The 12,938-nt window shown below is 37.0% G+C and carries 14 protein-coding genes; 3 read left to right on the top strand and 11 right to left on the bottom strand.

Going from position 1 to position 12,938, the window contains the following annotated elements:
• Positions 1-83: 83 nt before the first annotated feature.
• From QRN68_RS08480 to QRN68_RS08450, 7 genes are all read right to left on the bottom strand, one after another.
• A complete protein-coding gene (locus QRN68_RS08480) occupies positions 84-2,273 on the bottom strand; it encodes a YhgE/Pip domain-containing protein (protein WP_285396375.1) in 2,190 nt (729 codons plus the stop codon).
• A 133-nt stretch (positions 2,274-2,406) separates the two neighbouring features.
• Positions 2,407-2,979, bottom strand: a complete 573-nt coding sequence (locus tag QRN68_RS08475; protein WP_285396374.1) for a TetR/AcrR family transcriptional regulator — start codon at positions 2,977-2,979, stop codon at positions 2,407-2,409.
• A gap of 121 nt (positions 2,980-3,100) precedes the next feature.
• Entirely contained in the window at positions 3,101-3,634 is a 534-nt protein-coding gene (locus QRN68_RS08470; RefSeq protein WP_285396373.1) for a FixH family protein, read from the bottom strand.
• 3 nt (positions 3,635-3,637) lie between these two features.
• Positions 3,638-5,026: a sensor histidine kinase gene (locus QRN68_RS08465; RefSeq protein ID WP_285396372.1), complete on the bottom strand. Its 1,389-nt coding sequence runs from the start codon at positions 5,024-5,026 to the stop codon at positions 3,638-3,640.
• Complete coding sequence (locus tag QRN68_RS08460) at positions 5,023-5,706, bottom strand: response regulator transcription factor (protein ID WP_285396371.1); 684 nt, start codon at positions 5,704-5,706, stop codon at positions 5,023-5,025. Before QRN68_RS08460 ends, QRN68_RS08465 begins: the two co-directional genes overlap by 4 nt.
• The gene (locus QRN68_RS08455; protein ID WP_481817441.1) at positions 5,703-6,668 is read right to left on the bottom strand and encodes a YncE family protein; all 966 of its coding nucleotides are present in this window, start codon (positions 6,666-6,668) and stop codon (positions 5,703-5,705) included. The genes QRN68_RS08460 and QRN68_RS08455 overlap by 4 nt, the downstream gene beginning before the upstream one ends.
• A gap of 201 nt (positions 6,669-6,869) precedes the next feature.
• Positions 6,870-6,992 carry a hypothetical protein gene (locus QRN68_RS08450; RefSeq protein ID WP_285396369.1) on the bottom strand — a complete coding sequence of 41 codons (123 nt, stop codon included), beginning with the start codon at positions 6,990-6,992 and terminating at the stop codon, positions 6,870-6,872.
• 563 nt (positions 6,993-7,555) lie between these two features.
• Between QRN68_RS08450 and QRN68_RS08445 the strand changes: the two genes are divergently transcribed.
• Positions 7,556-7,693 carry a hypothetical protein gene (locus QRN68_RS08445; protein ID WP_285396368.1) on the top strand — a complete coding sequence of 46 codons (138 nt, stop codon included), beginning with the start codon at positions 7,556-7,558 and terminating at the stop codon, positions 7,691-7,693.
• Between the two features lie 120 nt (positions 7,694-7,813).
• On the opposite strand, the gene QRN68_RS08440 is transcribed toward QRN68_RS08445, so the two are convergent.
• Entirely contained in the window at positions 7,814-8,098 is a 285-nt protein-coding gene (locus QRN68_RS08440; protein WP_285396376.1) for a hypothetical protein, read from the bottom strand.
• A 240-nt stretch (positions 8,099-8,338) separates the two neighbouring features.
• Positions 8,339-9,070, bottom strand: a complete 732-nt coding sequence (locus QRN68_RS08435; RefSeq protein WP_285396367.1) for a class I SAM-dependent DNA methyltransferase — start codon at positions 9,068-9,070, stop codon at positions 8,339-8,341.
• A gap of 162 nt (positions 9,071-9,232) precedes the next feature.
• Between QRN68_RS08435 and QRN68_RS08430 the strand changes: the two genes are divergently transcribed.
• Positions 9,233-9,508, top strand: coding sequence for a hypothetical protein (locus QRN68_RS08430; protein WP_285396366.1), 276 nt, complete (start codon positions 9,233-9,235; stop codon positions 9,506-9,508).
• 158 nt (positions 9,509-9,666) lie between these two features.
• The gene (locus QRN68_RS08425) at positions 9,667-10,341 is read left to right on the top strand and encodes a hypothetical protein (RefSeq protein ID WP_285396365.1); all 675 of its coding nucleotides are present in this window, start codon (positions 9,667-9,669) and stop codon (positions 10,339-10,341) included.
• A 116-nt stretch (positions 10,342-10,457) separates the two neighbouring features.
• On the opposite strand, the gene hemY is transcribed toward QRN68_RS08425, so the two are convergent.
• The gene (gene hemY / locus QRN68_RS08420) at positions 10,458-11,885 is read right to left on the bottom strand and encodes a protoporphyrinogen oxidase (RefSeq protein WP_285396364.1); all 1,428 of its coding nucleotides are present in this window, start codon (positions 11,883-11,885) and stop codon (positions 10,458-10,460) included.
• A 14-nt stretch (positions 11,886-11,899) separates the two neighbouring features.
• Positions 11,900-12,820 (bottom strand): ferrochelatase, encoded by a 921-nt coding sequence (hemH, locus tag QRN68_RS08415; RefSeq protein ID WP_285396363.1) that lies wholly within the window; start codon positions 12,818-12,820, stop codon positions 11,900-11,902.
• Between the last annotated feature and the right edge of the window lie 118 nt (positions 12,821-12,938).

Raw genomic sequence — 12,938 nt, 5'->3', positions numbered from 1 at the left:
TTTAAAAGTTAAACTCTTTTAACAATAAATACTGGATGTTTTTCAGTGCCCTCATACACGGGTGGGTGTCAAATTTGTTATTTTTATTTCTCTTCGGCTACTTTTGAGTAACGTTTTGCATGTAGTAACATGAAATAACCGAATGTAATAGCTAAGAATACTACTAGGAAACCTAATAGAATTCCGTAGTTTTGCATTAAGAATGATGTATCACCAGTAGAGATACTTGCTTTAAATGCTTGAATAGTATATGTCATTGGTAATAGTTTATTAAATACTTGTAATGGTTCTGGAATTAACTCAAGTGGGAACGTACCTCCACTTGTTGTAAGTTGTAAAATTAATACAATAATCGCCATGAAGCGTCCTGGATCACCGAACATAGACACTAACATTTGGACTAAAGCTAAGAAAACATAGCTTGCTAATAATGCTGTTAGGAAGAAATATCCTAAACTATGCACTTCAAGGCCTAAGCCCCATTTTACTATAACCACTGTTATTATAGTTTGAATTAAGCCGACTATTGCTAAAACTGAGACTTTACTTGTAAACCAAGCTGCCCCATTTTTTGGACGAATCGCCGGTTCCACAAGTGGGAAAACGATAGAGATCATTAAAGCACCAACTAATAAGCCTAAAGAAACAAAGTATGGTGCGAAGCCTGTTCCATAGTTAGGTACATGGTTAACAGATTCTTTATCAATCTCGACTGGGTTACCTACCATATCATAAGTGTCTTTATTCACATGAACTTCGCTTGCTTTTTCACCTGCTTCACCTAATTCGCCAGATAAAGTTGATGTACCATTTGCAAGTTCAGATGAACCATCTGCAAGCGTTGCAGAACCTTGTGCTAACTCACCTGATTTTGATGCAAGTGTTGATGTACCTTGATTCAATGCTGTTGAGCCACTTGCTAGTTCATTTAAACCTGCAGCTAATGTTTTAGAACCTGTTACAGCTGTATTAACACCAGCATTTAATTCACCTAATTTTTGCGCAAGCGTTGCATTACCAGCTTGGAGACCTTTTGCTCCTTCGACTAATGCACCACTTTTTGCTGTTAATGCATTAGCACCTGCTAACACTTCTCCTTGACCTGCTGCAATTTGAGTTGCACCAGAACTTACTTGATTAGCACCTGCTTGTAATTTTTCTGTACCAGCAGATAAAGAATTTAAGCCATTAGACACGCTGGCACTTCCTGCTTGTAGCTCTGCTAAAGTTTGTTTTAATGCTGCAGCTTGCTCTTCAGGTAGTGAAGCCATCATGCCTTGTAATTGATTGGATAAAGCCGTGATACCTTCTTCTACTTTTGCAGAACCAGCAGTTAATTGGTTTGCTGCACCATTTAATGCGCCTGCATTGTCAGCAATTGAAGCTGCACCTGAACTAATTTGTTGTTGTTTTTCATTAATTGTAGATAAACCTGCTTGCACCTTCGCTACACCTTGAGTATATTGTGATAAACCTTGCTCAAGGGTTGTTGCTCCATTTGCTGCTTGCTGTGCACCTTTTTGTAACTGTCCAGTTCCGTCTTCTAATTTTACTAAGCCAGAAGATAAATCGCTTGCGCCTTTTGCAGCGTCTCCAGCACCTTTAGTAATTTTATCCGTACCATTTGACAATTCAACTGTACTTGATGCTAATTGCTCAAGATAACCTTTTAAATCTTTCGCACCATTGGCTAAAGATTTGGCACCTTCATCTAGCTTACTAGAGCCATCAGCAGCCTCTGTAAAGCCATCTCCCATTGTTGTAATCGTATCAAATAAATTTTCTGCATAAGTAGTTGAAACTTGTGTATTTACTTCCGCACGTATACGTTCCATTGCTGAATCGCCAATTTGTGCACTTAGGAAGTTTAATCCTTCATTTGGAATATAGTTCAAGACTAATTTAGAAGGTTTGTCATTTAATAATGTAGTTGCATGCTCAGAGAAATTTGTTGGAATTTCTAAAATCATATAGTAATCTCGACCATTTAAGCCTTTTTCAGCTTCTTCTTTGGATACTTCAATAAAGTTAAAATCCTTACTTTTGACGAGATTATCGACTAAGTCTTTCCCTACATCTAATTTAACTCCTTCCATTTCAGCACCTTTATCTTGATTGACAACCGCTACCGGCAATTCAGATAGGCTTCCATATGGATCCCAAAATGCCCATAAAAACATACCCGCGTACATGACTGGGATAAATAGTACAGCGATTATTGAAACAAGCATTTTTTTTGTTTTAAAAATATTCAGCCATTCAGCTTTAATCATACGTTTTCTTCACTCCTAAACCACTTGACCGAAAACGTCATTCGGTCATTTTTGTTCAAAAAAAAATCTAGACCTTCATAGGGTCCCTAACTTCTACTTGATTCAGCATTTGTTTCCTATTATCTCAACCGGATCAAGTTAAAATTAGCCCACGAAAGATTGTTTCCTTGAAAAGATTCAGTATCTTTTCTTCTGGAATAATGTCGCCATGTAGCTCCTGCCAATCAACGATAAATGCAAGATACGCCTTTAACAACAAATAGCTTACTAATTCTGCATCACAGTCTCTAATTTCACCTTTATCAATACGTCTTTGAATTAATTCAGCAACATACGATAAAATTTCAGTCTCAATGCGAATTAAAACTTGTTTGACTGCCGGCGTTCGCAATTCTTTTTCTTCTTCTAATAACTTCGCAAATAAAAGATGTTTTTCACGGAACTGTAGCATTTTCATTAAAGCATTATGTGCATTCTCCATAAAGCTAGCTGATGCATCCAACACTGCATCTGCCTCAGCCTTCATCCCTTGTACAAGTGACATGGCTATCTCTTGAAATAAAATTTCTTTATTTGCAAAGAATGTGTAAATCGTTCCTTTACCGACATTAGCAATTTTCGCTACTTGCTCCATCGTTGTCGCCTTGTAACCAAACAATGTAAAGGATTTTGCAGCTGCTTCAAGAATTTCCTGCCTACGATCCATTAGTAACATCCTTTCTTGTTATGTTATGTACATGCTTTGTACACGAAAATGATAATGACCAGAAAACCATTTCGGTCATCTGGTCATTATCATATTCCTATTTTAAAAATAATGCAAGCATTTAATTGTGATTTTTTTCACTTTTTTCGTGTTCACTATGCTCAGCATCTTCTGATTTATTATTACCTTGATCCGTCATATTTTGATCCATGCTATTATTCGCTTTTTCATCCTCTGGTAAAACTTTCGTCATATCAGGTTTCCCAGCCGTAATTTGTTGCTTCGGCATATTATGAATTCCATTAGCAGAGGTTGTATGAGCAAACATATAATAAACACCATCGTGGTCAAATGTAGTCGTTGCTTTATAAACGCCATCTTTCTCTAATTTACCGTCCATCATTTGGCTCTCATCGCGTTTACCAGATTCCCATACCTCAAATTGTACACTTGCATCATCCACGTTTTTTCCACCCTGCTCAACGCGTGCTGCAAGTTCAATCGTTTCATTAATCGCTACTTCTTTTGGTGTTAAAATTTCAACCTCTGGAATTTCTGGTATCTCTGGTTCTTTCAAAGCTGCCGGCTCTTTTTTTTCACCGCAACCTACCAATAAAGCAGGTATTGCGATTAATGCCAATAACCATTTTTTCATGTTTTATTCCTCCATTAGCGGCAACATAATTTTTATTACTGTGCCTTTTTCAACTTCACTTGCAATGTCAATTTTGCCATGTAACTGCTTCAACAATTGTTCAACAATTGACAAGCCTAGTCCACTGCCACCATCAGCTCGACTTCGTGCTTTGTTAACACGATAAAAACGCTCGGTTACATGCGATAAATCCTCCTGTGGAATACCGATTCCATAATCCTTTATAGTTATTACTGCATGATCATTATTTTCAATAGCAGTGATTTCAACTTTTGACTGCTCATACGAGTAATTAATGGCATTTTCAATAAGATTAATAAAAATTTGTTTCAGCTTTACTTCATCAGCTTTGATGATTAATGCATCATCTGCCTCCAAATGGAGTGTAATGCTTTTTTTCTTTGCTTGATGAGTTAATATTTTTTGAACCTCGCGTAATGTTTCAGCAAGAGGGATTGGATATAAAGTTATTTCTGTTTGTTCATTTTCCATACGAGCAAGTTGAAGTAATTCATTTGTCAAACGTTCCATACGATTCGCCTCACGTACAATAAGCTGGATCGTTTCCTCTTTTTGATTATCTGGAATAATGTTCTTCTGTATTGCTTCACTATATCCCTTCACATAGCTAATGGGCGTCCGTAACTCGTGTGAAACTGTTGCTAAAAACGTTTTTTGAGCCTCATCCTCTTGTTGTATAGCCTCTGCCATTTCATTAAAGGTGCTGGATAATCTTCCAATTTCATCTTTTGAATGAACTGGTACACGTGTTCCATAGTTTCCGTGTGACATTTGCTCAACAGCTCTTTGCAAATTACTTAAAGGTCGCATTATATGACGAATTCCTTTATAAATTAAAAAGCTGATGACAATTAAAAATATAAAGGCACTGACAAATAAGAAAATGACCTCATTATTTGCTAACTCACTAATTTTGACTAGAGGAAAGTAAATATAAATAATCCCTTCAAGCCTATTTTGATCTACTAGTGGAAGTACTACAGAAATTAGCTTTCTATCAAATCGGGGCTCATAGCCGATTTTTTGCACATATTCACCTGCAAGTAATTGCTGTCGTTCCTCAGGGCCAATTAATGTTTCGAAATCAATATCGAACGGTACACAAGCACTTAGTTCTCGTGGATTCCTTACTGCAAAAATATTCAAATTTGAGTAATTCGCATAATTTTCTATATCCGCAATAAATTCATCCGTAACCTTTCCACTGGTATACATAGATTGTAGCTTTGTTCCAACTTCTACCATCATTTCTTCCGTGTCTTCTACATAAAGTCGCTCATATAAATAATCTGTCAGGACATACATAAAGAAAACGGTAATGATTAAAAATGCAAAGATTAATAACAAAATGCGTGTTGAAATCTTTCTCATTCGCCAGGATCAAAACGGTAGCCTACTCCCCAAACGGTTTGAATATGCCCCGCGGCTTCCTTTCCAAGCTTTATACGTAAGGTTTTTATATGAGTGTCAACCGTTCTCGTCCCCCCTACGTAATCAATGTCCCAAATGCGTTCTAGTAGTTGCTCCCTTGTATACGCGTTTCCGGGATTATTCATAAATAAATGTAATAGTTCAAACTCCTTTAAAGTAAGCGGAACACTTTTTCCATCTACAGATACTTTACGTGAAATCTCATCTATCTTAATAGGTCCAATCATCACATATTTTTGCTGTAAATCTGTAATGTTTGTACCACTTCTTCTCAATACAGCATGGATTCGCGCAACTAGTTCATCGTTTGTAAAAGGTTTTACAAGATAATCATCTCCGCCAAGTGTAAGACCTCTAACTTTATCCTCATTTGAATCACGTGCTGTCAGGAAGATAATTGGTACATTCGACATTACACGTATGCTTTGACAAACTACAAAGCCATCTTCATGTGGCATCATCACATCGAGTAGAACCAAATCAATTTTTTCGCGCATAATAATATCATATGCTTCTGTACCACTTGCTGCTGTAAAGGTCTCAATTTTTGAATTATTGAGCATCATTTCTATTAAATTACGCATATCTTGTTCATCATCAACAATTAATACAGTTGTCACGTTTTTTCCTCCCTCACTAACAGTTGAAATGCACCTTGCCCCACATCAACTGTCTTGTTAACCTGACCATCTTTTATGAAATACAAAGTATGGTCATCATAGCCAGCGACAACAATATAATCTTTCAACTGATTTACGGCAAATGGATTAGCTCCTACCTCTTGCTCCCATTTTACATTTCCATCAAAGTCGACCACATATAATTTATTATGGCCATGACTAACAACAAGGACAGCATCCTTTGTTTTAGTTAATCCAACAGGCATTAAAGGCATTTCAATCTTTCCATGCGCCTTGCCCGTCGTAAGATCATATTTTTTCACAGCACTATTCGGTTTGCTTCCTTCTCCATGGCCACCAATCCAAAGCTCATTCTTCTCTTCAAGAATTGCTATCCCATGTGATGATTTTTGAATCGGCCATTCTTGCTCAACCTCTAGATTATCAATATTTAACACCGATAATTTCGTGTCTTTATAATTAATCACATATAGCTTATCTTCATGAGCAGCCATTGACATAGGATAATTACCAAGCTTTTGTGTTGCAAGCTCATTGCCCTTCTCATCAAAGCTTGTCACTGTATTTGTTTTGCTATTCGTAATAAAAAACTGTTTTTTATTTTCAACATAATACACATTAGTTGTACCAACCTGTACTTTTTTGGAATAGCTCTTCTTCCCGGTTGATAATGTATAGACATCAATTTCATTCAATTGATGACCATACAATAACACATGATCCTGTCCGAGCAATACTGCCCCTGAGTAAGCTTTGTCAAATAACCATGTTGCTATTACATTACCTTGTTCATCTATAAAATCTAGCGAAGGTTCTTGTATATTTAAGGACGCAATAAAATTCTGGTCTCGTTCAATAGGCTCAAGCGACTTCTCCGTACATCCTGCTAACAATACAATCTGTACTAAAGAAAAAATGAAGAATGCCCATTTTTTCAACATCATCACCTCTGTTTCTTAACTATACTTCACAATTGTGAAATCCGCGTGAAACTTGAAAGGTAAATTTATGACAAACAAAACAAGTGAATTTTTCTATTTTATGTATGTTAAATCAACGTGCATTTATTCAACCGAAAATTATAAATTGATCAAATGATATCAAATACCATTTATTAGCTTTGGAATGAGGAATGAGGTATATTAAGGCTCATGTCCATAACATGTGGTTGATTTCCGTTCCAACTTGGCGCTTTGTAGCTGCCGCTTTACTTTCGCTACTGAAAACATTTGTAGCTGTCGCTCTGCTTTCGCTACTGAAAACATTTTGTTGTTGCTGTCGCTACGCTTTCGCACAGAGCAAAGCTTCCTGGGGGCGTCTGTTGAGCCGCTTCGCTTCGCTGCAGGGTCTTCATCTATGATGCTGATCCCCGAGGAGTCACCCAGTTGAAACGAAGATCAACTTTTAAAATTTTTAGAAATTCTAATTTCAAAAAAATAAAGCGTATAAAAAATAATAATTGATCTATACTATTAAAGATTTCACTTCAAATCCAATGACTAGGAGGGTTAACCCGATGAGTAAGGTTGATCGATAGCTCTGAAGGACCATCATTACTGAATAAAGCTAACGTACAGTTGTCTTAGGACTATCTTAAGATTCTTTGCGGAAGCGAGGCAGTGTGTCATGGAGGAATAAAAGCAAGTGGAGATCAAACCCGGATATTATTTCCGGGTTTTTTTGTTTTACATAATTAGGGGATTTAATTTTAGTTTTAACATATGAAAGGCAATAAAGGCTGTTACGCAACCATTGAGACTGGGACAAAACCTCATTTTTCTGCAAGTGAAAGTGGAGCGGAGCGCAACAGCAGCGACAAAAATCTTTAATGAACTGCAGTTTTGAGATTTGTCGAGAACTTTTGATTGTTTATCGACCAACTTTATCGATTTATCGACCAACTTTTTTAATTTATCAACCAACTTTTGAAAAATATCGACATCTACCTTCATGCAACAGTCTCTGACCGCACTGATAATTTACGTCACCTATTACATAAGCATATTCAGAATTTAAAAACTTAACATCAAAAAACGTGAGAAATCAACGTTTCTAAATTGATTTATCGTGCTTTTTAAGGTTTTGATCAGGTTTGTCCCAGCCACTTTCCTTTTTTAAAAATTCCTATAAGAAGAAGAACAAGCCCAATTAAAAATAGAAGTGGAAACATTACCATCATTAGTGCGACCGATGCAAATCCCTCACCTTCATATACCCCATATAGAGTAGACACACCCCATGAGAATAAAGGAGCAATTACTAACATCATCGTTATTCCCCAAATTATATATTTCTTTTTATTTGATTTACCAAGACTTATCATAAAAGCTACCCCTAGTGCCAATGCTAATCCCAAAACAACTAATCCCATTTCCAAACTTAAACCCTCCAATTCTTCATTTAAATTTCAGCGGATGTTTGGACACTTGCTGACGCTTCGCTTTTAGTACAAAAAATATTTGTTGATAGAAGTTAAAAGTCATGGAATTAGTTAGAACCTGGATAGAATGTGTCCATCTACTACAGTGAATCTATTTACTCCAATAAAAAAATTTGTATTTTCTTGAACAAGCGCCCCTGTTATTTCAACATTCAATATTAGGATATTTATTTACTTCACACATGAAAAAGCCAGTACAATTGGAATTCGTTGTCTTCTAACAAATTCATCTTCACTATTAAAATGTTCACGCTTTGGAGTACCTTCACGTAAATCTAGAACTGAAAAGCCAGCTTGTTTAAGTGCTATAAAATAATGTTCGATTGTACGATGATACTTAACTACTATTTGGTCAATCCAAGGCTCTTTTCTTTCCCCCTCACGGAAATAGTCATCGACGATCCAATTACCTCGTTTATCCCCAGATTGCTTACTCGCAAATGACGCAGTTGTAAGTGGATGCTGGATACTAAAAGCAAATCTTCCGTTTTCTTTAAGTGTTTTATGAACATCTTGAAACAGACGGTTAATGTCTGAAACGTAATGGATAGCAAATCGCGATGTTACAAGATCAAATGCATCTTTCGGATAATCATAAGACTCCATTGTTTCAAAGTGTATTGTCCCATTTTGTTGAAGTATGTTAGAACGTGCCACTGCCACCATTTGTTCTGAACCTTCTACTCCTGTGTAGCTTTTTGCTCCTAAATGTAAGAGTTCTTTTCCAAACGATGCATCACCACACCCTAAATCTAAAACGCTACTATCTTGAAAGCTCCCAATTAATTCATAGATAATCGGTCTTTCAATGGCATTATTCGGACTATCTTTTCTGTTTCTTCTAGTCATATAATTTTCAAAAAAATCAGTTTGATCGTAAACACTAAATCCTTTATATTCCAACGAAACGTCTCCCCCTTTAAAATTTGAGATGTCGGTCGATTCATCACCAAATACAAATTAATGCATTCTATCATATTTTTGGCTCATCACCAAAAGTTGTGGATGTCATTTTTAATATATGCGCTGTATTTTAGTTGATTGTAGTGGAGACTGGGCGACTCCTTGGGGATCAGCGTCACAGATGAGACCCTGGAGCGAGCAACGCGAGTGAAGCGGCTCATCGGACGCCCCCAGGAAGCTCTGCTCTGCGCGAAAGCGAAGCGTCAGCGGCAAAGCGCCCAGTCGGAACGGAAATCAACCACACATTTTGGTGAAGAGCCACACTTTTTTCATAATATACAAGAAGGAGTTTTTTTACTTTTCAAAAATTACACAAAAAGTCATCGCTATAAACGACTCCTTATTAAACTTAACTCCGTTAGCTCAATAAGAAGTTGAAGAAGACTGTTTTCCTATTTAATACTTCTATATAAGTAGGTCTATTTTATCTAATTTAAGTTCCTACCATAATTGTGATATTTATAATAAACAAGTAGTTAACTGTCTATTTATCCCATTTCCTCTATGAATACGATATTAGGAGAGGGGGTGAAATAATGTATTTCGGAAATTTTCTAGATAGAATTTGTAGCAAATGTAATACATTCCCTTGTTGTTGTTTAAGTGGACCTATTCTACGCTCCCCTATTTGGCCAGTTAGACCTACCGAAAGTACAAGTGCTACGAGGGGTACTGAGCCTACCGAAAACATTGGAGCAACAGATGCAACTGGATCAATAGGAACTTCTGAACCTGCATTTACAGAAGGTTTCTCGGCTTTCATAAGTTCTTTTAATGTTAGAAGGTCTTCTAACATTAAAAACTGGAGTGTTGTAACACCTTTTTACTCAACACCTGCATTTGATTCAATTACTGGCATATTCACTGTTCCAAAAACAGGAAAATATTGTTTTGAAGCTACCATTAATTTTTCCACAGCTGCAGCTATTTCCTATAATTTAGATGCGGGAGTTAATCCTTCATTTGCAATCCGTAGAAACACGTCAACAAACTTAATAAGTGGGCTCTTGCCAATATTAAATATAGACATAAGCCAATTAACTGTACGTACGATTTTAGGTGCTGGAACCGTAACGCTAGCTGGAGTGTTGGACTTAACTGCGGGAGATGCGATTGATTTATTCTATGAAGCTGATGGATTAGATATAGGGCTCATGCTAGGTGGTGCTAACTCTGACGGGATATTATGGTCATGTCATCGAATTTTCTAATAGTAGATTCTAGGTATCTTAAAGTGAAATAAGCCAAGGAAGTTTTATTTAACCTTCCCTGGCTTGTTGTTCAGTGATATTTCGCATCTTCTTTGTGCGACTAACCATCTTTAGTTTTATTGCTGCTCAAACATTTCCATTAATATTTTGTTAGCAACGTTTTTACCTTGCTCAACGCACTCAGGTATTGATATTCCTTCGAAAGAACTTCCTGAGAGCTTAACAGTTGGAAAATGTTCTTGCAATTCTTGCTTTACACGCTCTATCTTCGCCTCATGACCTACCGTATACTGCGGCATAGCATTTTTCCAGCGAGAAACTACTGTCATCAACGGTGCTCCATCTACACCAATTGTTTTCATTAAATCCTGCAATACAGTCTTTTCAATTTCAGTATCAGATAACGCTACAACTGCCTCGTCACCCACTCGTCCAATATAACTGCGTAATAGCACGTAATCATTTGGTGTTGTGCCAGGCCACTTTCTATTAATCCAAGTGCAAGAAGTTATTGAAAAATCACTATTTCGTGAGACAAAAATTGATAATGCATCTAAGTCACCTAACTGATCTTTTTTAAAGGCCATTGTTACAGTAGCAATAGTTGCTGCCTTCATCGTACTCAATTCAGTTAATAACTGGTGTTTGTTGAACATTTTTTTTGCCGTATTAAATGGTGTGGCAATAATAACAGCATCTGCTTTTAATTGTGTAAAATTATTTAACACAACTTGGACAGTTCCATCCTTACCATGTTCAATTTCTTCAACTTTAACACCCTTCATAACTGTCCCAGGAAGTAGTGATTCTTCAAGCTTTTCGATAAGTGTCTCAAGACCATTATTAAAAGTTTGAAAAATCCCCTTATCTTTCTCGATGCGATTGTTACTTAAAAAATTCGTACCAGACTTTTTCATACCAATAAGTAGACTACGATATTTTTGTTCTAATTCGTAGAGCTGCGGGAATGTTAAGCGCATGCTTAACTGCTCTATATCACCCGCAAATGTTCCTGCAAGTAATGGTTCTACTAGATTTTCCACAACTTCAGCACCGAATCTTCTTCTAAAAAATTGCCCCAATGGTTGGTCATCATCCTGCGCAGAACGGGTGATGAAAAAATCACCCGCTGCACGGACTTTACCGCTGAGTGAAAACAAACCTGATGTAATAAATGACGAGATAAGCGGTGTTGCCCCAGACAAAAGATTACTAGGGATTCGATATAATTTACTACCAACAGCAATATAATTCGGTCCTGCATTGCTTGTAATCAATTCTTGTTCAATTCCTAAATCCTTTGCCAAAGCATATACATAGTTCTCACGATCAAAAAAAGATTCTGGCCCGCGCTCGATAATAAAGCCATCTTTTCTCAGTGTTTGTATTTTTCCGCCAAGACGTAATGACGACTCGACAAGTACGATATCTAACGGCAATTCTTTTGCGATTGCTTCTTTTTGCAAATAGAACGCAGCTGTGAGGCCAGTAATGCCACCGCCTACAACAACTACCTTACGTCTTTTCTGAGTCACCAACATCATCACTTTCTTTTCGCTTAGCTTAATTTTTTATGAATGGCATCAACCATTGCATCAATAAATAATGGGTGTGTATTTGGCATTGCCGGACGATAATATTTCGCGCCAAGTTCATCACAAACCACTTTACATTCAAAATCGTTGTCATATAAAACTTCTAAATGTTCTGTTACAAAGCCCACTGGCGTGTAAACGAACGAACGGAAGCCCTTTTGCTCGTAAAGTTCACGCGTTAAGTCCTGAACATCTGGACCGATCCAAGGTTCTGGTGTTTGTCCTGCTGATTGCCAGCCAACTTCTACATTCTTTACGCCTGTCGCTTCTTGGATTAGTCGAGCTGTCTCGATTAATTGATCTTCATATGGATCGCCCAACTCTTTAATTTTCTCTGGAAGTGAATGTGCAGACACAATTAAACATGCTTTTTCACGTTCTTCCTCAGACATGGCATGAAATGTTTCATTCACTTTGATTTTCCAATACTCAATGAAATTTGGTTCATCATACCAAGATTCCACAGAAGTAAATGTTAAACGACCTGCAGCTGCTTCTACCGCACGGCCATTATATGATTTAATAGAGAATGTTGAGAAATGAGGCGCTAATACGATAGAAACCGCTTCTTTAATCCCCTCTGCTACCATTTCTTCTACAGCATCTTCAATGAATGGATGGATATGCTTTAAACCGATAAATAATTTGTATTCCACATCATCTTGTACTTCATTTAAGCGCGCACATAAAGCTTCAGCCTGTGCTTTTGTAGCAGCAGCAAGTGGCGATAAACCACCGATTGCTTCATAACGACTACGTAAATCTTCTAAATGCTCTTCTGATGGTTTGCGACCATGGCGGATATGTGTATAGTAAGGTTCGATGTCTTCTTCTTTATAGGGTGTTCCGTATGCCATTACTAATAAGCCTTTAATTTCTTTCATTAACTTTTCACCTCTAAAATAGTTAAAATTATATCTTTAATGTGACAAAAAGAAGCTGTCCAATTCATCAGATTGGACAGCATCCTTTCTTATGAATGAAATTAGAACTTCTTTCATA

This window comes from Lysinibacillus sp. fls2-241-R2A-57 (assembly GCF_030209535.1).
Lineage (GTDB): Bacteria > Bacillota > Bacilli > Bacillales_A > Planococcaceae > Lysinibacillus.
This window is presented reverse-complemented; position numbering and strand designations above follow the sequence as displayed.